The 21624-nt window shown below is 63.6% G+C and carries 20 protein-coding genes; 10 read left to right on the top strand and 10 right to left on the bottom strand.

The features are described 5' to 3' along the window. Positions 1-2: 2 nt before the first annotated feature. Both nadD and F753_RS33555 read right to left on the bottom strand, forming a co-directional pair. Positions 3-662: a nicotinate-nucleotide adenylyltransferase gene (nadD, locus tag F753_RS33560; protein ID WP_023444918.1), complete on the bottom strand. Its 660-nt coding sequence runs from the start codon at positions 660-662 to the stop codon at positions 3-5. Further along, on the bottom strand, positions 662-1927 hold the full coding sequence (locus F753_RS33555) for a glutamate-5-semialdehyde dehydrogenase (RefSeq protein WP_023444917.1): 1266 nt from the start codon (positions 1925-1927) through the stop codon (positions 662-664). Before F753_RS33555 ends, nadD begins: the two co-directional genes overlap by 1 nt. Before the next feature lie 203 nt (positions 1928-2130). On the opposite strand from F753_RS33555, the gene F753_RS33550 reads away from it, so the two are divergent. Continuing rightward, positions 2131-3450 carry a bifunctional DedA family/phosphatase PAP2 family protein gene (locus tag F753_RS33550; RefSeq protein ID WP_023444916.1) on the top strand — a complete coding sequence of 440 codons (1320 nt, stop codon included), beginning with the start codon at positions 2131-2133 and terminating at the stop codon, positions 3448-3450. 169 nt (positions 3451-3619) lie between these two features. Then, positions 3620-5374, top strand: coding sequence for a bifunctional alpha/beta hydrolase/class I SAM-dependent methyltransferase (locus F753_RS33545; RefSeq protein WP_023444915.1), 1755 nt, complete (start codon positions 3620-3622; stop codon positions 5372-5374). Positions 5375-5450: 76 nt separating this feature from the next. Here F753_RS33545 and F753_RS33540 read toward each other — a convergent pair whose 3' ends face one another. The 4 genes from F753_RS33540 to F753_RS33525 form a co-directional block, all read right to left on the bottom strand. Next, entirely contained in the window at positions 5451-6035 is a 585-nt protein-coding gene (locus tag F753_RS33540) for an LON peptidase substrate-binding domain-containing protein (RefSeq protein ID WP_023444914.1), read from the bottom strand. A gap of 10 nt (positions 6036-6045) precedes the next feature. Further along, a complete protein-coding gene (locus tag F753_RS33535; RefSeq protein ID WP_084799372.1) occupies positions 6046-6765 on the bottom strand; it encodes an LrgB family protein in 720 nt (239 codons plus the stop codon). Beyond that, positions 6762-7124, bottom strand: coding sequence for a CidA/LrgA family protein (locus F753_RS33530; protein WP_003285172.1), 363 nt, complete (start codon positions 7122-7124; stop codon positions 6762-6764). The genes F753_RS33535 and F753_RS33530 overlap by 4 nt, the downstream gene beginning before the upstream one ends. A 346-nt stretch (positions 7125-7470) precedes the next feature. Beyond that, positions 7471-8556 carry an IS5-like element ISPst12 family transposase gene (locus F753_RS33525; RefSeq protein ID WP_011913346.1) on the bottom strand — a complete coding sequence of 362 codons (1086 nt, stop codon included), beginning with the start codon at positions 8554-8556 and terminating at the stop codon, positions 7471-7473. 132 nt (positions 8557-8688) lie between these two features. Between F753_RS33525 and F753_RS33520 the strand changes: the two genes are divergently transcribed. The 3 genes from F753_RS33520 (at position 8689) to F753_RS33510 (ending at position 11556) form a co-directional block, all read left to right on the top strand. Continuing rightward, positions 8689-9144, top strand: a complete 456-nt coding sequence (locus F753_RS33520) for a MaoC family dehydratase (RefSeq protein WP_023444912.1) — start codon at positions 8689-8691, stop codon at positions 9142-9144. A 77-nt stretch (positions 9145-9221) separates the two neighbouring features. Beyond that, a complete protein-coding gene (locus F753_RS33515) occupies positions 9222-10895 on the top strand; it encodes a C13 family peptidase (protein WP_023444911.1) in 1674 nt (557 codons plus the stop codon). A gap of 19 nt (positions 10896-10914) precedes the next feature. After that, positions 10915-11556: an oxidoreductase gene (locus F753_RS33510; RefSeq protein WP_023444910.1), complete on the top strand. Its 642-nt coding sequence runs from the start codon at positions 10915-10917 to the stop codon at positions 11554-11556. A 186-nt stretch (positions 11557-11742) separates the two neighbouring features. On the opposite strand, the gene orn is transcribed toward F753_RS33510, so the two are convergent. Both orn and F753_RS33500 read right to left on the bottom strand, forming a co-directional pair. Then, entirely contained in the window at positions 11743-12285 is a 543-nt protein-coding gene (gene orn / locus F753_RS33505) for an oligoribonuclease (protein ID WP_003301682.1), read from the bottom strand. Positions 12286-12313: 28 nt separating this feature from the next. Beyond that, a complete protein-coding gene (locus F753_RS33500) occupies positions 12314-13120 on the bottom strand; it encodes a class I SAM-dependent methyltransferase (RefSeq protein ID WP_031297515.1) in 807 nt (268 codons plus the stop codon). A 123-nt stretch (positions 13121-13243) separates the two neighbouring features. On the opposite strand from F753_RS33500, the gene rsgA reads away from it, so the two are divergent. Beyond that, positions 13244-14275: a small ribosomal subunit biogenesis GTPase RsgA gene (gene rsgA, locus F753_RS33495; RefSeq protein ID WP_023444908.1), complete on the top strand. Its 1032-nt coding sequence runs from the start codon at positions 13244-13246 to the stop codon at positions 14273-14275. An 8-nt stretch (positions 14276-14283) separates the two neighbouring features. Here rsgA and motB read toward each other — a convergent pair whose 3' ends face one another. Both motB and motA read right to left on the bottom strand, forming a co-directional pair. Beyond that, positions 14284-15285, bottom strand: coding sequence for a flagellar motor protein MotB (gene motB / locus F753_RS33490; RefSeq protein WP_023444907.1), 1002 nt, complete (start codon positions 15283-15285; stop codon positions 14284-14286). A gap of 9 nt (positions 15286-15294) precedes the next feature. Next, on the bottom strand, positions 15295-16146 hold the full coding sequence (gene motA / locus F753_RS33485) for a flagellar motor stator protein MotA (RefSeq protein WP_023444906.1): 852 nt from the start codon (positions 16144-16146) through the stop codon (positions 15295-15297). A gap of 166 nt (positions 16147-16312) precedes the next feature. Here motA and F753_RS33480 point away from each other — a divergent pair, with 166 nt between their 5' ends. The 4 genes from F753_RS33480 to F753_RS33465 all read left to right on the top strand — a co-directional run bounded on the left by F753_RS33480 (position 16313) and on the right by F753_RS33465 (position 21575). After that, the gene (locus tag F753_RS33480; RefSeq protein WP_023444905.1) at positions 16313-17827 is read left to right on the top strand and encodes an HDOD domain-containing protein; all 1515 of its coding nucleotides are present in this window, start codon (positions 16313-16315) and stop codon (positions 17825-17827) included. Between the two features lie 47 nt (positions 17828-17874). Then, positions 17875-18690 (top strand): rhodanese-like domain-containing protein, encoded by an 816-nt coding sequence (locus F753_RS33475; protein ID WP_023444904.1) that lies wholly within the window; start codon positions 17875-17877, stop codon positions 18688-18690. Between the two features lie 11 nt (positions 18691-18701). Further along, entirely contained in the window at positions 18702-19595 is an 894-nt protein-coding gene (gene asd, locus F753_RS33470; RefSeq protein ID WP_023444903.1) for an archaetidylserine decarboxylase, read from the top strand. Between the two features lie 141 nt (positions 19596-19736). Next, complete coding sequence (locus F753_RS33465; protein ID WP_023444902.1) at positions 19737-21575, top strand: hypothetical protein; 1839 nt, start codon at positions 19737-19739, stop codon at positions 21573-21575. The last annotated feature ends 49 nt before the right edge of the window (positions 21576-21624 follow it).

The following is a 21624-nucleotide window of genomic DNA, read 5'->3' as shown; positions in this document are numbered from 1 at the left end:
CCTCAGTTCGACGCCCGGTACAGTCCGTGCGCGTTGATATAAGCCAGTACGGCATCGGGAACCAGGAATCGGACCGACTTGCCGCTGGCCAGCAATTGGCGAATCTGTGTGGCAGACACTTCCAACGGTGTCTGCCAGACGAAGGCAATCTGCCCGCTGCCCCCGCAAAGCACCTGGGGATCGGGCACGCTGCGTGCGGCGAGCAGATCGCGCAGCACCTGCGGCGCCTCGCTGCCGGCATCCGGGCGTTGCAGGACGAGGATATGGCAATAGTCGAGCAGCTCTTCCCAGCGATGCCAGGTTGGCAGGCCGCAGAAGGCATCCCAGCCCACCACCAGCAACAACTGATCCTCCTCGCCCAGCTCGGTGCGCAGGGAAATCAGCGTGTCAATGGTGTAGGACGGCTTCTCCCGCTCCAGCTCACGAGCGTCCACACAAAGTGGCGGCAGGTCTTGCACCGCCAGGCGAACCATTGCCAGGCGATCCTGCGCCGAGCAATTGGGGGTGTCACGGTGCGGCGGACGCGCGTTGGGTATCAGCCGCAGCTCGTCGAGATCGAACATCTCGGCCACTTCCAGCGCCCCGCGCAAGTGACCGATGTGTACCGGATCGAAGGTGCCGCCGAGTATACCGATGCGCCGGGCGCCGCTGCCTTGGCTCATCAGGTACGGACGTGGCCGTCGCCAAACACCACGTACTTCTCGCTGGTCAGCCCTTCCAGACCGACCGGACCACGGGCATGAAGCTTGTCAGTGGAGATGCCGATCTCCGCGCCCAGGCCATACTCGAAGCCATCGGCGAAACGCGTCGAGGCGTTGACCATCACCGAAGCGGAGTCCACCTCGGTGAGGAAGCGCCGGGCATCGGTGAAATTCTCGGTGACGATCGCGTCGGTGTGTTGCGAGCCGTAGCGATTGATGTGCTCGATGGCGGCATCCAGCGAATCGACGATGCGGATCGACAGGATCGGTGCGTTGTACTCGGTGGACCAGTCTTCTTCGCTGGCCTCCAGCACATCGCCGCCAAGCAGCGCCTGGGTTCGCGCACAGCCACGCAACTCAACGCCCTTCTCGCGATAGATGGCCGCCAGTGCCGGCAGCACCCGATCGGCGATGCCCTGGTGAACCAGCAGCGTCTCCATGGTATTGCACGGCGCGAAGCGCTGGGTCTTGGCGTTGTCGGCGACGCGAACGGCCTTGTCCACGTCCGCCGCCACGTCGATGTAGACATGGCAGATGCCGTCCAGGTGCTTGATCACCGGTACCCGGGCGTCGCGGCTGATGCGTTCGATCAGACCCTTGCCGCCGCGCGGCACGATCACATCGACGTATTCCGGCATGCTGATCAGCGCGCCGACCGCAGCCCGGTCAGTGGTCTCCACGACCTGCACCGCCGCTGCCGGCAGCCCGGCTTCGGCCAGGCCAAGCTGGATGCAGCGGGCAATGGCCTGATTGGAATGGATCGCCTCGGAACCACCGCGCAGGATGGTCGCGTTGCCCGACTTCAGGCACAGGCTGGCGGCGTCGATGGTCACGTTCGGCCGCGACTCGTAGATGATCCCGACCACGCCCAGCGGCACGCGCATCTTGCCGACCTGAATGCCCGAAGGCATGTAGCGCATATCGCGAATCTCGCCGATCGGGTCCGGCAGCGTGGCGACCTGGCGCAGCCCTTCGATTATGCCGTCGATCACCTTGGGCGTCAGCGCAAGACGATCGAGCATCGCCGCGTCCAGACCTTTGGCGCGGCCACCGGCAAGGTCCCGCTCGTTGGCGCTGACCAACTCGTCGCGGGCTGCGTCGAGCGCGGCGGCGGCGGCCTGCAGGGCACGGTTCTTCTGCGCCGTGCTGGCGCGCGCAAGCACCCGCGAGGCCTCGCGCGCGGCGCGGCCCAGGCGGTTCATGTAATCGAGTACGGACTCGGTCATGGATCTAGCTGGCCTGACTGAAGGGAAAGCGGCTGATTATAGCCACCCCGACCGCCCGCGCACAGCGGCGCCGGGCGAAAGGCGCTCGAATGCATGCGCGGACAGCGCTACGAACCAACCAGCACGGCGCAGTATCCTTGCGCCGAGGAAACCCACCACCCTTTCGTCAGGTCGAAAGGCGATCTCGATTCAAGGAAATCCGCATGGGCCAGTGGCTCGAAACCCTAACCCAATGGCTCGCCGGACATCCGCAATGGCTGGGCCTCGCGCTGCTGATCGTCGCCTGCATGGAGTGTCTGGCCGTAGTCGGACTGATCATCCCGGGCACGGTGCTGGTATTCGCCATTGCTGTACTCGCTGGCAGCGGAGTGCTGAGCCTGGGGGAAACCCTTTTGCTGGGCTTTATCGGCGGATTGATCGGCGACCTGCTTTCCTATGCCCTCGGTCGACGCTATCACCAGGGCATTCGCAGCTTGCGAGGCCTGCGCGACCATCCCGAGTGGCTGATGCAGGCCGAGCACTACTTTCAGCGCTACGGCGTAGCCAGCCTGCTGGTAGGCCGCTTCATCGGCCCGCTGCGCCCCATGCTGCCGATGACCGCCGGCATGCTCGACATGCCGCTCGGACGCTTCCTGCTGGTCAGCCTGTGTGCTGCCGCCGGCTGGTCGATGGCTTATCTGCTGCCCGGTTGGAGCGCCGGAGCCGCCATCCGCCTGCCGCTGGAGGAGGGTTTCTGGAGCGAAGCCGGGATAGTGGTCGGCGCGCTGCTGACGCTGATCGCGGCAACTGCATTCGGCAGCCTGCGCGGCTTGCGTTGGGTCAGCGCACTGTCGGCCAGCCTCGGCGTTGCCATCCTGCTCGGTTTGTTTTTCGGCTGGCCGCACCTGAAGGAACTCGACGAAGGCCTGCTGGCAGTGATCCAGGGCGCACGCAGCACCACCTTCGACCGCATCATGGTGATCGTCACCCGCGCCGGCGACTTTCACACCCAACTGTGGGCCGCGGTATTGCTATGCCTGCTGCTTCTGGTCGCACGCCAATGGCGCGCCGCCCTGTTCGCCATTCTCACGCTGCTGGGCACGGCCCTGGCCAACGGCGCCCTGAAGGCCACCTTCGCTCGCGTTCGCCCGGAAGTACTGATGGAGCCGCTGAGCAGCTACAGCTTTCCCAGCGGGCACAGCTCAGCGGCGTTTGCCTTCTTCCTCACCCTCGGCGTGCTCGCCGGTCGCGGTCAGCCACCGCGCCTGCGCCTTGCCTGGCTGGTCCTCGCCAGCTTACCGGCGACGGCAATCGCACTCTCGCGGGTCTATCTCGGCGTGCACTGGACCACCGACGTGACGGCAGGCGCCCTGCTGGCTGCCTGCATCTGCGCCGCCAGCCTGACCCTGGTGCAATGGCGCAGCCCGCTGCACGCAATGGCACCGAGAGCCTGGTGGCTGATCCTGCCGGCCTGTCTGGGCCTGCTCGGCGCATTCAGCGTCTGGGCTCTGCCGACAGCTATGCAGATGTATCGGTATCAGTGATTGCTCCCTCAAGCGTGTGATCCGAATTTTTTTCTGGTGCGAACCAGGAATGTGCGAGGCGTCGTTGCGTATATCGCGCCACCAGCGGAAAGTCCGCACCTTGGCAGAGCAGCCTTTCGCCGTTGAGTTTCGGATAACTCAATAACTGTCCAGGGACCAGGATATTCCGATGCGCGAGTCACGCCTTCTAACTTTCAGCACCCACGATGCCTTAGAGCTTTCCTACCGCCATTGGCCCGCGCTTTCGTCCACAGGGCCTACAAGGCGGGCCGTCGTCATGTTCCATCGCGGACATGAGCATTCCGGCCGGCTGGCCCACCTCGTTGATGAGCTCGACCTTCCTGACTGCGATTTCTTTGCCTGGGATGCGCGCGGGCACGGTCTGTCGCCTGGCACCCGTGGAGACAGCCCGAGCTTCGCGATGAGCGTACGAGACGTGCAGACGTTCATTGATCACATTGGCTCTATGCACTGCATCAAAGAGGAAGACCTGGCAATTGTTGCGCAAAGTGTAGGGGCGGTAGTTATTGCGACATGGGCCCACGACCATGCGCCCAAAGTTCGGGCGCTGGTGCTGGCGTCACCGGCGTTCAAGGTAAAGCTGTATGTACCATTCGCACGGACAGGCCTAAGGCTAATACGAGCGTTTCGCGGCAACTTCTTCGTCGACAGCTACGTCAAGGCCCGCTTCCTGACGCACGATCCCGCGCGGATTCAGAGCTATCAGCAGGATCCGCTTATCACCAAGGCCATTTCCGTCAATATGCTCCTTGGGCTGCATGAAGCGGCGCGGCGCGTGGTTGCAGATGCGCAGACGATCCAGATCCCAACTCAGCTCTTTATCTCAGGCGCAGACTTCGTCGTAGAACACAAACCACAAGTAACTTTTTTCGAAAGACTTGGCAGCTTACGAAAAGAAAAACACGTTCTGCCGGGTTTCTTTCACGACACGCTCGGCGAGCGAGATCGTAATCGGGCAGTAAGCCAGGCCCGCCGCTTCATTCGTCATAATTTCGATATGCCAATGGCGCCCCCGTCGCTCCTCGATGCGGACCGAATAGGCCCGATGTGTGCGGAAGCAGAAGCACTGACTGCCCCTGTAGCTCCGAACTCCATAGAAGGATGTTATTGGCGCGCCATGTGTGCGGGAATGCGCCTTGGCGCCCGGCTTTCTCATGGGCTGAAGCTCGGTTTCGATGCGGGTTTCGACTCCGGCAGCACGCTCGATTATCTCTACAGAAACGAACCAGCAGGGCTGACTGTGCTGGGGCGCAAGATTGACCAGCTTTATTTGAACTCCATAGGCTGGCGTGCAATACGCCCGAGAAAAAGGCATGTAGAAGAGCTGTTACGTGGGGCGATGAGCCGCCTGCGAAGCGCAGATCAGCCAGTACATATCGTGGACATCGCCGCCGGCCATGGCCGCTACATTCTCGAGGCAATACAGGACCTCGGAGAACGCCCTGCCTCGATTCTCCTGCGCGATTACAGCGATATCAATGTACGCAACGGCAGTGCCCTGATCCGGGCAAAGGGTTTCGAAGAGATCGCTCGATTCATCAAGGCAGACGCATTCGATCAGGCGGATCTGGCCGCACTCTCGCCGCGCCCCACGCTTGTAGTGGTATCGGGTCTCTACGAGTTGTTCGGCGACAATCAAATGATCGGCCGCTCTATTGCCGGCGTCGCCGAAGCGCTGCAACCGGGCGGCTACATCGTATACACCGGACAACCCTGGCACCCACAGCTGAAGCTCATAGCCCGAGCGCTGACCAGTCACCGAGATGGGCAGGCATGGGTGATGCGACGGCGTACCCAAGCGGAGATTGACCAACTGGCAGCAGCGGCAGGTTTGGTAAAAATCACGCAGCGTATCGACGACTGGGGGATCTTTACGGTGTCGTTGGCACAAAAACCCTACTGACGACCTTCTCTAGCGACACCAAGGTTGGCCGGTGCGGCGCTAGGTCACGCTGGCGAACACACGGGGGCGACACGCCTTACGCCCCGTCCTGCAATTGCTCGAGCAGGCTTTGAATCTGCTCGAGCTGCGACGCTGGCTCGTCCAGCCCCAGCAATTCGATCTTCTGCTCCGCATCGAATGGCAACAGGTAGGCCAGCTGTCTGGCCAGAGCTGCCTGATCGCTCACCGCGCCGCCCAGCCCCAGGGTTTTCACCATCGGATGCTGGCCCAGCGCGGCGAGCAGTACGACGAGGTCGGCGTGCTGCTCGGCCAGTGGCTGGCTATCGGCTTCGCTGCGCCAGGCGACCTGGGCGACGGCCAGCTGGTCACGCAGTACTTCGAACGATTGCACATCGAAGCGCCGCCCGCCTTCGACCCGGATACCCAACAGGCCGTTGGGCAGCTGTTGCCAGTCGCGAATCAGCGCTTCGCAACCGATATGAGAGAACGCCACCGGTGCTGCGCCAACCTCCTTGCCATCCAGGATATGCACCACGCCAAAGCCATGCCCGGCCTTGAGGCACTGGCTGACCATGTCGAGATAGCGTGCCTCGAATATCTGCAGGTCGAGAAAACAACCGGGGAACAGCACGGTATCCAGCGGGAACAACGGCAATCTCATGGCGACTCCATCACAGCAGCAAGGCAACCACCAGCGGCAACAGCACCGCAGTCATTACCCCCATCAGGCTCATGGCCAGGGCCGCGAACGCACCGCATTCGTCGCTTTCCTGCAGCGCCTGCGCGGTGCCCACGGCGTGGGCGGTCAGCCCGAGCGCAATGCCGCGGGCCGCAGGATGCTGAACGCCAAACCGGCGCAACAGTTCCGGACCGAAAATCGCGCCGAGCACGCCGGTGATCATCACGAACACCGCCGCCAGCGCCACCACACCGCCGATCTGCTCGGCCACCAGCATGGCGATCGGCGAAGTGACCGACTTCGGCGCCAGGGTCATCAGGATCATGTCATCCGCGCCGAAAGCCCAGGCCAGGGCCATGCCCAGCGCCGTGGCAAACACACCGGCGACCAGCAAAGTGATCACGATCGGGCCGAACAACTCGCGAATCCGCCGCAGGTTCAGGTACAGCGGCACGGCCAGCGCAACGGTGGCCGGCCCCAGCAGCAGCGTCAGCCACTGCGCACTGATGCGGTATTCGTCATAGTCGATACCACATAGCAGGAGGATGCCGACGATCAGCGTCATCGACACTAGAACCGGCTGCAGGAATACCCAGCGGGTCTTCTCATACGCCGCATACGCCAGCTGGAAGACAGCCAGGGTAATTGCCACACCGAACAGCGGATGATGGATCAGCGCCTGCCAGGCTGCATACCAGTGCAATTCCATCATGCGCCCTCCTGCCGGTGCTGCTTGCGCCGGATGAGCGCCTGCATCAGCCAGCCGGTGAAGACCAGCGAGATCAGCAGTGAGATCACCAGCACGCCGACGATGGCCCAGAAATCGTCGAGAATCGCCTCGGTATAGGCCATTACCCCCACCGCTGGCGGCACCAGCAGGAGCGGTAGATAGCGCAACAGACTGCTCGCCGCCAATTGCAGCGACTCGCTGGCCCGGCCGCGCGCCAACAGCCCGGCAAACAGCAACACCATGCCGATGATCGGCCCAGGCAGCATGGGCAGGAACAGCACATTGAGGACGGTGCCGAGCAACTGGAATGCGACCAGCCAGGTCAGGCCTCTGAGCAGCATGGGAGCCTCCCGCAAAATTGCGACAGTATAAAGGGCAACGCCGGCAGGCGCCCGCGCTGCGCTATGACGGGCCATTCGCGGTGCCGATGCTGGTTTGCCGCGACGCCTGCCCGTGCTGATCTAGAGCTGTAAATGATGCAGAGCCAGTCGGCCGCTTCGGGCCCGGCACTGCCCCTCTCTAGCAGGCCGTTGAAAAACTCGGCTTCAACTGCCCCAACCCGTCCGGTTTGGCGCTTTTTCAAGCGCTTTGGCCTAACGGAGTCCACACAAGGCCTGACTTCAGGCCTTTTTGACAGGTTTCAGCACCACGTTCACGCCTTTCGGCGTTTTTTGGGCGTAACTCGCCCTATACATGCGATCCTCGCCACCAACCCGACAGGCTACCCAGTCGGATCAGGTTGTAGACCGAGAAACCCAGCAATAACTGAGCACTCAGCTTGGCGCGACCGATCAGCTTGGTCTTGCGCAGGCCGCCAACCGTCTTCAGCCAGCCAAAACCTTCTTCGATCCGCTTGCGGATCTTCTGGCTGGCGGCATACCCCGGATGCCGCGTGGTGCGCCCATCGATGGCGCTGCCCTTGCGCTTCTGCGCCACATGCGGTGTCACTTTCAGCTCGCGCGCCCTCTGCACGAAACGCTTCTGGTCGTAATTCTTGTCTGCACCTACCGTGCTGCCCGGCTTGGCCGTGCGCTCCAGCATCTCCAGCGCCGCCTCTACCTCGGCACGTCCATTGAACTCGGTGCATTCCACATCCACGATCAGACCGTTGCGGTGCTCCATCATCGTGTGGGCCATGTGCGCCAGACGACTGGCATCGCCATTGCTCTTGCGCGCCAGCCGGGCCTCGGGATCGCTGGTCGATTGGTGGGTCGCGTTGCTGCGCTTCTCGCCCTTGAAGTCGGCATCGGGGTTGCGCGTGCCATCCTCCGGTGGGTCGCCGCCATCCTTCTTGATAAAGGACTTGTGCGAGGCCCAGGCGTCGATCAGCGTGCCATCGACGCTGAAATGCTCGTTGCTGGCGTACTCGGACCATGCGGCCAGCGACTTGATGCGCTGGAAGAACAGCCGCGCTACATCCTGGTTGAACAAGCGGTCACGGTTCTGGCTGAAGGTCGAGTGATCCCACATGCGCTCGTCCATCGACAAGCCGACGAACCAGCGAAACAGCAGGTTGAAATCAATCTGCTCGACCAACTGCCGCTCGGAGCGAATGGTGTAAATCACCTGCAGCAACGAGGCGCGCAGCAGCCGCTCCGGCGCAATCGAGGCCCGTCCCAGGGTGGAGTACAGCCCGTCGAAGTCCCGATCCATCGAAGCCAGAACGGTATCGACCAGGCCTCGCAGGGGACGCAGCGGGTGATCGTTCGGGATGCGCTGCTCCAGCGTCGTATAACTGAACAGCTCGTTTTGTTTGAGGTCGAGTCCACGCATCGGCTTGGGCTGGCTTCGGCAGAAGAGGATGGCCGCCATTTTGCCAGAGCCACGCGGGCTCTGGCTTTTTTCAACGGCCTGCTAGTCAGACTGCACATCGCTGCAGCCATACAAGAACAATCAGGAGGACACATGCCACAGGTACCCGTCGCACAGCTCAAGGACTACATCGGCAAGGAACTGGGCTACTCCGAGTGGCTGACCGTCGATCAGCAGCGCGTCAACCAGTTCGCCGACTGCACCGGCGATCACCAGTTCATCCACATCGATGCCGAAAAAGCCGCGCAAACACCGTTCGGCGGCACTATTGCCCATGGCTTTTTGTCGCTGTCGTTGCTGCCGATGTTGTCTGGCGACCTTATGGTCGTGCCGGAAGGCACGCGGATGGGCGTCAACTATGGGCTGGACAGCCTGCGCTTCATCCAGCCGGTGAGGGTCGGCTCGCGGGTGCGTCTGGGACTGACGCTGATCGATGCCTACGAGAAGAATCCCGGGCAATGGCTGCTCAAGGCGCGCGCGGTGATGGAGATCGAAGGCTCGGAAAAACCGGCCTATATCGCCGAAACCCTGGCGCTGTGCGTCCTCTGAGCCGCGACTCTGCGCGATTGTCGCAGCCCGCTCGGTTTGCGGCATACTGCGGACGTCCTGCCTGAGCGGATGTCCGCATGCTGCGTATTCTTCCCTTCCTGTTACTTGGTCTGCTCACCGCCTGCGGCGAGGGCGAGCCTCTCACCCCTGCCGATGGAGTGCTGCCGGACGGCGGCCGCTATCGCGGCGAAATCGTCGACGGCTTGCTGCAGGGCGGCGGTCGTATCGACTACCCGAACGGCAGCTACTACCTCGGCCAATTCAAGGACGGCCAGTGGCATGGCATGGGCACCTGGCAAAGCGCAACAGGCGATCGCTACGAGGGTGAGTTCAGGAACGGCTTGTTCGACGGCCTGGGCCGTTTCAGCTATATCGAGGGTGGCGTCTACGAGGGCGAATTCCAGGCCGGACGCATGCATGGCCACGGGCGCTTCAGCCAGGACGGTACGGTCTACGAAGGCGAGTTTCGCAACAACCTCTACCACGGCCAGGGCAGCCTGGAATATGCCGACGGCTTCAGTCATCGAGGGCAGTTCAGCAAAGGCCAGCCGGATGGACCGGGCACCCGCAGCGACGCCAATGGTCAACTCAGCGGGCATTTCAACGCGGGCAACCTGAACGGCGAAGGCAGCTTTTCGACCGAGCATGGCGAGCGCTACAGCGGCCACTTCGAGAACGATCAGTTTCATGGCCAGGGACGCTACGAGGACAGCGAGGGCAACGCCTGGAACGGCACCTTCGTCCACGGCGAACTGAGCGGCACCGGCACTTATGTCGCCAGCGATGGCAGCCGCTACAGCGGGCAGTTCCGCAACTGGCGCTACCACGGCCAGGGCCGTCTCGATCGCGCAGACGGCAGCTTCTATACCGGCGGTTTCCGCCACGGACACTTCGCCGGCGAGGGCGTACTGACCCAGGCCGACGGCACCGAGCTGCGCGGCAGCTGGCGTAATGACCGACGCGTCCGCGACGAGCAGGCACACGCGCTATCGGACCCGCTCGAGCTCGCGCTGCTGGAACAAGGCTCGCTGCTCGAGCGTGCGATCAGTGCGCTACCGCCTTCCAGCCCTGCCCAGGACCTCTATACGCTGACCGTGGCCGGCGATGGCCGGCAGAGCGTGTTCATGCGCGAAACCGATTACGTACAGAAGCTGCTAACCGAGCGTTTCGCCGCCCATGGCCAACTCAGCCTGGTCAACCACCGCGATCATCTCGTCGACCGGCCGCTGGCGACCCGGGAGAACCTGACCCGAGCGATTCGCACGCTGGCCGAACGCAGTGGCGAGGAAGACCTGATCTTTCTCTATTTCACCAGCCACGGTTCGGCGGACCACGAACTGGTGCTGAACCAGCCGCGTCTTTCGCTGGACGACCTGCCGGCAGCGGATCTGGCGCAACTGCTCGCGCCGCTCGCCCAGCGCAAAGTCATCCTGGTGATCTCGGCCTGCTATTCCGGCGGTTTCATCGAGCCACTGAAGAACGAGCAGACGCTGATCATGACCGCCGCCCGCGCCGACCGGGTGTCCTTCGGCTGCTCCGAGCAGAGCGACTTCACCTACTTCGGCCGCGCGCTGTTCGCCGAAGCGCTGCAGGAAACCGACGATATCGTGCAGGCCTTCACGCTGGCCGCAGCAAAAGTTGCCGAACGCGAGCAGGCCGACGACTATCAGGCATCGGAACCGCAAATTTGGGCGCCGGAAGCGGTCGTCCAACGCTGGCAGGAGCTGCGGCAGCGGCGTGCCACCCAATGATCGCCACAGGAGCAAGACCATGTATTTGACGCCACAGCGCATTCTGCTTGCCGGCGCCACCGGACTCACTGGCGAGCACCTGCTCGATCGCCTGCTCAACGAACCCACCGTCGAACGCGTGCTGGCGCCCACACGCAGGCCATTGGCGGCCCATCAGCGCCTGGAAAACCCGGTCGGAGAGCTGCTGGCGTTGCTGCCAACGCTGGGCGGCGAGATCGACACGGCGTTCTGCTGCCTGGGCAGCACGCTAAAGCAGGCCGGTGGCCAGGAGGCGTTCCGCGCCATCGATCATGATCTGGTGCTGGCGTTTGCCCGCCGGGCTAAGGAGATGGGCGCGCGTCACCTGCTGGTGATCAGCTCGCTGGGGGCCAACCCGGACAGTTCGATCTTCTACCTCAAGGTCAAAGGCGAAATGGAGGCGGCATTGCAGCAGCAGGACTGGCCACAGCTGACCATCGCCCGCCCCTCTCAACTGATCGGCCCACGCTTGGAGCCGCGGTTGAGCGAACGCATCGCGGCGCCCCTGTCGCAGCTGCTGCCGGGCAAGTACCACGGCATCGAGACCTGCACCCTCGCCCGCGCGCTGTGGCGACTGGCGCTGGAAGAAGGCGACGGCGTGCGCATCGTCGAATCGGACGAGCTGCGCAAGCTGGGGAAATGACTGTCGGCGCCTCGCCAAAAGGCGCCGATTGACCACTGGATGCACGACGCTGCGACCTCACTCTCACGATGATCATCAGTGACGTAGGGTGGATGTCGCTTTTAACATCCACCTGGCCTCGTCGGTGGATCGGTGAAGCGTGATCCACCCTACGATCCGCAAACGCGTCAGGCGTTAACGCCCCTTTCAGACCTTGATGAAATGCTCGCGGTAATGCCGCAGCTCGGCGATGGAATCACGGATGTCGTCGAGCGCCAGGTGCGTGCCGCTCTTCTTGAAGCCTTCCATGATCTGCGGCGCCCAACGTGCGGCCAGTTCCTTGAGCGTCGATACGTCCAGGTTGCGGTAGTGGAAGTAGGCCTCGAGCTTCGGCATCTGCCGGTAGAGGAAGCGTCGATCCTGGCAGATGCTGTTGCCGCAGATCGGCGACTTGCCCTTGGGCACCCACTGCTCGAGGAAGGCCAGCGTCGCCTGCTCGGCCTCGGCGGTGGAAATCCTGCTCTCACGCACGCGCTGGGTCAGGCCCGAGCCGCCGTGCTGACGGGTGTTCCACTCATCCATGCGCGCCAGTGTTTCATCGCTCTGGTGTACCGCGATCACCGGCCCCTCGGCCAGCACGTTGAGCTGACTGTCGGTGACGATGGTCGCCATCTCGATGATGACGTCGTTGTCCGGATCCAGACCGGTCATTTCCAGGTCGATCCAGATCAGGTTCTGCGGGTTCTGCATGGCGGGCTCCTTGGCTGTGCGGCGCAGTTTAGCCGCTCGTATCGACGCCGTCAGGTGTCGCGCCACCGGGGTACCAGATCAGCAGCCGCGAGCGGCGCCAGTCATCCAATTGCTGCACTTCAACCGGCTCGACCCCTGGCACCGCGAAGCTGTTGCTGATCAACCGCGCGCCGGGACGCATCTCGGCGTGCGCCTTGTCCCACAGGGCGGCCATGGGTGCCGGCGAGAGGAAGCAATAGACCACGTCGTACTCGGCGAGATCGACCCGCCACAGACTGAGCAGGCGAATATGGCAATTGCGCCGCGGCAGGCAGCGCAGCCAGGACAGTGCGAAGGTCAGCGGCGCGGTTTCCACGCCAATGAACTGCGCGACCGGAAAGTCCCGCGCCAGGCGCGACAGCGTGCCGGCCAGGCCGCTGCCCAGGTCGATATAGCGGAAACCCGCCGGCAGCTCGCTCAGCCGGTTGCGCAACTGGCGCTCGGCTTCACGACCGGTCAGGTAGAGCGGCACGCGCTCGGTGAAGGCATTCCAGTTCAACAGCAACAACAACGTGAATGCGCCCAGCGGCAACCAGCCCGGCACGTCGAAATCACGCAGCAACGCCAGGCCAGGAACGAACATCAGATTGATCGCCAGCCACCAGGCCGACAGCCCGAGCCGGGCCCCGATCAGCGCTGCCAGACAGCCCTGCGCGACTGCCACAAGGATGAGACCGGGACGCACACCCAGCACGCCGACCAGTCCGAGCAACAGCAGCCAGACCACCAGCAGCGCCAACAGCTGGGCCAGCAGCGCACGCAGGATGGGCAGGCGAGTAACGACAGAAGCAGGCATGACCGACAATCGAACGGGTGAAGGAGCACCAGTCTAACCCTCCGGCTTCAGCGCGATACAGGCCGAAGTGGGCGGGTTGCAGCATGCTAGACTCGCTCACCAACCTCAGAGACAACCGAATTCATGGCCAAACGCCAACTCAACCGCCGGCAGAACTGGCGTATCGAGAAAATCCAGGAAGAGCGCGCCGCCCGCGCCGCGCGGCGCGAAAGTCGTGCACTCGAAGAACTCGAAGGCGGCGATCTTGGCCCGGAGCAGACCGGACTGGTCATCGCGCATTTCGGCGTGCAGGTCGAGGTGGAAGCACTGGAAGGCGAACACAGCGGGCAGGTCTTTCGCTGCCACCTGCGCGCCAACCTGCCGGCACTGGTCACCGGCGATCGTGTGGTCTGGCGCCCGGGCAACCAGGGCATCGGTGTCATCGTTGCGCAGCTGCCGCGACATTCGGAACTCTGCCGCCCGGATACCCGTGGCCAGCTCAAGCCCGTGGCGGCGAACGTCGACCTGATCGTCATCGTCTTCGCGCCGCTACCGGAGCCCCACGCCAACCTGATCGACCGCTATCTGGTCGCCGCGGAGCACGCCGGCATCACGCCATTGCTGCTGTTGAACAAGGTCGACCTGATCGACGAGCAGAACGAAGCCGCGCTGAATCGCCTGCTGGAAGTCTATCGGCAGCTGAACTACCCGCTGCTGGAAGTCTCGGCCCACGGTGGTGGCGGCATGGAAGCGCTCAAGGCGCGGCTCGACGGCCACGTCAGCGTCTTCGTCGGGCAATCCGGGGTGGGCAAGTCTTCGCTGGTGAACAGCCTGTTGCCGGGCGTCGACACCCGCGTCGGGGCGCTGTCGGAAATGACCGGCAAGGGCACCCATACCACCACCACGGCACGTCTGTTCCACTTTCCCGGTGGCGGCGAGCTGATCGACTCCCCCGGCATCCGCGAATTCGGCTTAGGCCACGTCAGTCGCGCCGACGTCGAAGCGGGCTTCATCGAATTCCAGGATCTGCTCGGGCACTGCCGCTTCCGCGACTGCAAGCATGATCGCGAGCCCGGCTGCGCCCTGCTCCAGGCGCTGGAGGACGGGCGCGTCCAGCCGCAGCGCATGAGCAGTTACCGACACATCCTCAGCAGCCTGCCAGAACCGGATTACTGATCTGGCGCTCAGCCCTCGCCGGGCTGACTGAACTGCAGCACGCCATCTTCGAAGATGTTCAACCGCTCCCGCAGTTGCTCCGGCTGTAACGGCTCCTCCCCAGCCGGCGCCGCGCCGCCAGATGGCGCGACTTCGCCTTCGGCAGCACCAGTCGAATCCGTGGCAGCGGGCTGCTCATCCTCGATCGAACGCTGCGCCTTCTTGGTCAGCACCAGAATATCGATGCGTCGGTTGACCGGATTGAGCGGGTCCTTGCGATCGAACAGCGCGGACGAGGCGTAGCCCACTACCCGCGCGATCTGATCTTCCGGGTAACCACCGATCACCAGCGTGCGGCGTGCAGCGTTGGCACGCCCGGCCGAAAGCTCCCAGTTGCCGAAGTCGCTGCGCCCCGAGAAAGGCTTGGCATCGGTGTGGCCGCTGACGCTGATCTTGTTCGGCACCGCGGCGATGGTGTCGACCAGCGCCAGCAGGATGTCTTCGAAGTAGGGCTGCAACTGGGCGCTACCGAGGGCGAACATGGGCCGGTTCTCGGCATCCATGATCTGGATGCGCAGGCCGTCCTGGGTGATCTCGAAGAGAATCTGGTCCTTGAACTTCTGCAGCTCGGGATTCTCGTCGACCTTGTTCTGCAGCTCCTGCAACAGCAGCTCGAGGCGCTCGCGCTCCAGCTGTTCGGCGAAGGTTTCCACCTGATCGCTATCGATTTGCGCTTCGCTCTGCGCCGGCTCCAGCTCTGGATTGAGGGTGCGGTCCGGCGAGGGTGTCGGCGTCCCCCCCAGGTCGATGACGTGCGGGCTGGCGCTTTCGGTGAAGCCGATCGGATCCTGGAAGTAGCCGGAGATCAGTTTCTTCTGCTCTGGCGTCGCCGAACTCATCAACCACATCACCAGAAAGAACGCCATCATCGCGGTAGCAAAGTCGGCGAAGGCGATCTTCCACGCGCCGCCATGGTGGCCGCCCGCAACCTTCTTGACCCGTTTGACGATGATCGGTTGAGTGTTGTCCATGACGAGCCTTTAGCTGCCGCGCATGGCTTGCTCGAGCTCGGCAAAGCTCGGGCGATGCGCCGGATAAAGGACCTTGCGCCCGAACTCGACGGCCAGCGTTGGCGGCATGCCCGAGGCCGACGCGACCAGCGTCGCCTTGATCGCCTCGTAGACGTTCAGCTCTTCCTTGGCGTCGTGCTCCAGCGCCGCGGCCAGCGGACTGAAGAAGCCGTAAGAGGCCAGGATGCCGAGGAAGGTACCGACCAGCGCGGTAGCGACCTTTTCGCCAATCTCGGCGTTGTTCGCTTCAGCCAGGATCGACATGGTGATGACGATACCCAGTACCGCCGCGACGATACCCATTGCCGGCAGGCCATCCGCCACCTTGGCGACCGCATGGGAGGGATGATCGAGCTCTTCCTTCAGGCTGTTCAGCTCCATATCGAACAGGCCTTCGAGTTCGTGCGGCGCCATGTTGCCGGACGACATGATGCGTAGGTAATCGCAGGTGAAGGCGGTCATGCGCTCGTCCTGCAGGAAGCCCGGGTACTTGCTGAACAGCGGACTGGCGGCGGGATCTTCCAGGTCAGCTTCAATGGCCATCATCCCTTCACGACGACTCTTGTTGAGGATCGAGTAGAGCAGGCTGAGCACTTCCAGATAATAGGTATGGGTAAAACGGGTGCTGAACATCTTCAGCGATTTTTTGAACACCAGCATGGTGGTGCTGGCGGGGGTGGCCTGCAGAAAACCGCCCAGCGCCGCACCACCGATGATCATCACCTCGAACGGATGGATGAGCGCGCCGATCTTGCCGCCAGAGAGCACGAACCCGCCCAGCACGCTGGCGAACACGACGATAATCCCGATTATTTTGACCATAGGAGGTACGTCTAAAACCTGGTTACGAGCCGTCCGGATCAAGGGCAAATAAACGCCCAGAATCGCCACCAGACGACCTTGCGAAAGGAATGTTGGAAGAATTGTTCTGGTTATCGGAACTTTTGCGCCAGACTAAAGGCCATCCCGATGAAAAGCTAGTTCGGCCATGACCACCACACCTCCGCTGCCACGCACGATACCCGCCTGGATCAAGGCTCTCGACGACGCCCCCCTTCCCGCGTTTGCCGGCGTCCATGGCAAGGTGCGACTGGCGCTGCGCGACAGCAGCAAGTCGATGCGGCAGATCGCCGAGCTTATTCAGGACAGCCCCGTGCTGGCGCTGCGTTTCATCCAGGAGGCCAATCGAGGCATCGGCGACAGCCAGCCGGCCGAGAGCCTGGAGGTCGCGCTCAGCCGCATCGGCCTGCAGCGCGCCGAAGCGCTGCTGGCGCGCATTCCGGCCATGGAGGCCGCCGACATGCCGCAGCCACTGCGGCAACTGGTATTAATCAGCCGCCACGCCAGCCAGCAGGCCAACGGACTGTTCGCCGCCCGCCTCGCACGACTGTGGCAGGACATTCACTGGGGCAGCCTGCTGTTCCTGTCTCCCGCCTGGGCGCTGATAGGCGCCTATCCGCATCTGCTCGACAGTTGGGAGCAGCGGGTACTGGTCAAGGGCGAGCCGGCCAGCAGGGTCGAGCGCGAGCTGCTCGGCGTATCCCTGCTGGAGCTGTGCCTAAGGCTTGCTGAGCATTGGCGGCTGCCGGACTGGATCATTCAGGGTTATCGCCTGCTGGGCACCGATCGGCGGCGCCTGATCAAGGCCCTGCATATTGCCCACGACAACGAGCACCCGCTGCATCAGCAGCAGATGCTCGACGCCGACCCCGACCTGCGCCGCTGGCTGACGCTGCCGAGCAACACCATCGTGCTGGCCAACGGCCTGGCACTGTCCTCGCACCATAGCTGGAGCGGCGTACACAGCCTGCGCTGGCAGCGCCTGGCCGGTTTGTATCTGCAGGTGTCGCTCGCCGATCTGCAGCAGATGGTGCACCAGCAGGCGGCGACCAGCGCCCGGGAGATCGGCCGGACCGATCTCTGGCATCCGGCTCAAGGCCTGCTGTGGCCTACCGGTACCCGTTTTCAGGTGTTGCGTGCTGCGCCGGTAGCAAGCGACGCCGATCTGGCCGAATGGCGCGAGCACTGTCGCCGCCTGCTCAGCGAGCCGACGCCGTTCAGCAACGTCTTGCAGCTGACCGCCACCGCCAGCCAAGCCCTTGCCTGCGCGGGCATGCAGCGCACACTGGTGTTGCTGTTCGACCGAAAGCAGAACCGCCTGGTCGCCCAGCAATCGGCCGGCCTGCCAAGCGATGCTGCGCGACTTACCCTCATCCCCGAGCAGAGCCAGATCGTGCGCCGTCTGCTGGAAAAGCCGGCACAGCTGCGCCTGCAGCCGGCCAACATGGCACAGTTCTCGGCCTTGCTGCCCGGCAGCCTGAAAGCGCTTTTCAGCGGCGAACATCTGCTGTTGCGCTCGCTGGGCATCGACGGGCGCGTGCTAATGCTGGTGGTTTCCGATCAGAACGGCGCGCCCTTCTCCGACACTACCCTGCAAACATTCGCTAAAACAACGCAGTGCATCGAGCGCGCATTGGCTACCTTCAGCAGGCGCGGGGTCTGAGCTTTTTCGCTAGACTTCGCCCCTTCTACGACTAGATGAGGGCTGCCGTGTCTGCCTTTTCCAACCTGCCGCTGGTGATCGAGCCAGCCGACCTGGCCGCACGCCTGGACGCGCCGGAGCTGATTCTGGTCGACCTGACCAGCGCCGCCCGTTATGCCGAAGGCCACCTGCCGGGCGCTCGCTTCGTCGATCCCAAACAGACCCAGCTCGGCCAGCCGCCAGCGCCGGGATTGCTTCCGGATATTGCGCAACTGCAGCGATTGTTCGGCGCACTGGGTCATCGGCACGACGCGGTGTACGTGGTGTATGACGACGAAGGCGGCGGCTGGGCCGGTCGTTTCATCTGGCTGCTCGACGTGATCGGCCATCACCACTACCACTACCTCAACGGCGGGCTGCACGCCTGGCTCGGCGAGGCGCGACCGCTGACCCAGCAGATACCCGAGGCGGCGCCCGGCCTGCCGAACCTGACGCTGGACCCCGCCCCAATCGCGACCCGCAGCTACATCGAAAGCCGCCTCGGCGCAGACGATCTGGTGATCTGGGACGCACGCTCGCCGGCCGAATTCCGTGGCGAAAAACTCTTTGCCGCGCGGGGCGGCCACATACCCGGGGCAATCAACTTCGAGTGGACCGCCGCCATGGACCGTGCTCGCGACCTCCGAATCCGCGAGGACATCGCCGAGCAATTGGAGGCACTGGGCATCGTCCCGGAAAAGGAAGTCGTAACCCACTGCCACACCCATCATCGCTCCGGCCTCACCTACCTCCTGGCCAAGGCACTCGGCTACCCACGCGTCAAGGGCTATGCCGGCTCCTGGTCCGAATGGGGCAACCTGCCTGATACACCGGTGCAGCAATGAAAAGGACCCACATGAAAGATCGCCTGTTCGTCATCAGCCAGTACGCGCTGCCCCATCACCTCATCTCCCGCCTGGCTGGCTGCCTGGCCGAGTGCCGGCTGCCGTGGGTGAAGAACACCTTCATCAAGTGGTTCGTTCGGCATTTTCAGGTCGACATGCGCGAGGCCCAGGTCGAGGAGCCCACGGACTACGAGCACTTCAATGCCTTCTTCACCCGCGCGCTGAAGGACGGTGCCCGTCCGCTGGATCAGACCCCGGGCGCCATCCTCAACCCCTGCGACGGCGCCATCAGCCAGCTCGGCAAGATCGAGCAGGGCCGGATCTTCCAGGCCAAGGGCCACAGCTACAGCGCCATGGAGCTGCTTGGCGGCGATCACGAACGTGCCGCACCGTTCATGGGCGGCGCATTCGCCACCGTGTACCTCTCGCCCAAGGATTATCACCGCGTGCACATGCCGGTCAGCGGCACGCTGCGGGAGATGGTCTACGTGCCGGGGCGCATCTTCTCGGTCAACACCGTCACGGCGCAGGGCGTGCCGGAGCTGTTCGCACGCAATGAGCGGGTAGTCTGCCTGTTCGATACCGAGCACGGGCCAATGGCCATGGTGCTGGTCGGCGCGATGATCGTCGCCAGCATCGAGACCGTCTGGGCTGGGCTGGTCACACCGCCCAAGCGCACCTTGAAGACCTTCCGCTACGACGCAGCGGCGCGTGCGCCCATCCATCTTGAGAAAGGCGCCGAGATGGGCCGCTTCAAGCTGGGTTCAACGGTGATTCTGCTGTTCGGACCGGAGCAAGTGCGCTGGGCTGAACAACTGGGGCCGCTGAGCCCCGTGTGCATGGGCGAAGCGCTGGGCCTGGCGACATCCAGCCCAACCGCCACCGACCCGCTCGAAACCCTCTGATTCCCGCCCCCGCGACGTTCGGCAGCCCATAACTGCCGAACGTCGGCTAATATCATGAAGCCATCATTCAGTCCTGCCCGCTGCGGCAGATATTGATAGAGTTCTCATTAATCATGCCCTGACCGCCGCGGAGCCAACCGTTTGGATAGACAGAGCCATCATCTGCTGTTGCGCGCACCAGCGCCCACCCGGCAGACCCTGTCCTTCTGCGACGCCAGCGTGCGCGGCGTAACCGGCTGGCTTGCCGGCTTGCCGAAAGCCAACATCGGCGAAACCGCTCGCCAGCTCTACCAGGCGCTGATCGAACTCAATCAACTGCGAATCACCACGGAAACCCGCCTGCAGATGCTGGAACTGCTGCGGCCGGACGTGCAGTTCGTCTGCACCCAGCTGGAAAAGCACTTCGTCAACCAGCCCATCGTGCTCAGCGAGCGACCGCGCAAGGTCGCCGGTCTCTGCCAGGCGCTGCAGAATCACCTGGCGGTCGGCTACAAGCTGATCGTGGTGCGCGTGGTATCCCAGCCCGAGCGCGACCGACATCAGCTGCTATCGATCGCCCTGCAACGCGCCATTCACAGCCTCGGTGCCTTGCTGATCCGCTCCACTCAGCTGTACAGCCCGGCAGCCGCCGGACTGTGGCTGGAACTGCACCAGCTCTACCAGCTGGCGGTCGAGCATGGCACCGAGCGCCTGCTGCTGCGCGACCCACTGGCACGACATGCCAAGGAGCTCACCGCCGAGCAGAGTTACCTGGCAGCGCTGCTGCTCGGTTGCGCGCGCTGCAATCAGTTGCGTCAGCAGAACATCGTCAAGCTGGCCGCAGCACTGGAGGCCTGGGGCGCCATGGCGCAGATCCAGGCAGCCAGCGCCGCCAGCAGCCTTTTCCTCCTGTCTCCGCTGGTGGACGGGCCGCCGCGCTACCGTTCGCTGTTTCCCGACAGAAATCAGCAGAACCTGCTCGGCATCGATACCCGGATGCTGGTCGGCATGATCGATGAGCACCTGCGCCTGGCGCCCGACAACCGCCGGCTGAGCCGTCTGCCAGCCGCCGCAGGACTGGACGACGATCTGCTGCGCCACCTGAACTCGGCCTGGGGCGCCATCTCCGAACGAACCTTCCAGCGCACGCCGGCAAAGGGCACGCTGGCGCTGTGCATCGGCATGACTGCGCTGCACTATCAGCTCGCCGGTCAGCGCGCCTTCAACGAAGTGCTCGAACTGCCCGGCACCTCGAATCGAGCCGTGTTCAAGCTGCACAACGGCGCCGCAGATGTCTGGGCCAATGCATTCGATGCACAGAGCAACAGCATCGAACGCCTGCCCGACAGCGACCACATCGAGTTCGTCAGACCCGATGTTTCACGCGCAACGCCAGCGACCAGAGCAGCCGCGTCTGCATCGACGAAAGGTAAGTCCACCAGCAGCGAAGATCATCCGATCTATCAGGTCCAGCTGGTCGACCATAGCCCCGGCGGTTACTGCCTGGCCTGGGAAGGCGAGGTGCCCAGCCTGCTGCAGACCGGCGAGCTGTTGGGACTGCGCGAAGACACCGGGCAAACCTGGAGCGTCGCCGTGGTGCGCTGGATTCGCCAGGTACGCGGCGGCGGCACGCAGCTGGGCATCGAACTGATCGCACCGCAGGCCAAGCCCTGTGGTCTGCGCCTGCTGCGCAAGGTCGACCAGGGCAGTGAGTACCTGCGCGCCCTTCTGTTGCCGGAGATCGCCGCGATCTCCCAGCCGGCAACGCTGATCGCGCCACGCCTGCCTTTCCAGGAGGGGCACAAGGTTCAGATCAACCGTAACGGCGAGGAAGAACGCGCCGTGCTGAACCAACGCCGTGCGGCTACCGGCAACTACAATCAGTTCGAATACCGCTCCCTCGGACAGGTCGCACCGGAGCGAGAGACGCCTGTCACAGGCTGGAAAACCCACACCGCAGGCGGGGATGAAGATTTTGACTCACTCTGGAAGTCGCTGTAGATTGCCGACTCTCGCATTCCTGCCTGCCCGCGCCGCTTTGGCGCGCACT

This window comes from Stutzerimonas chloritidismutans AW-1, assembly GCF_000495915.1.
Classification (GTDB): Bacteria; Pseudomonadota; Gammaproteobacteria; order Pseudomonadales; family Pseudomonadaceae; genus Stutzerimonas; species Stutzerimonas chloritidismutans.
The sequence above is the reverse complement of the archived record's forward strand: the minus strand, read 5'-3'. Positions and strand labels throughout refer to the sequence as shown.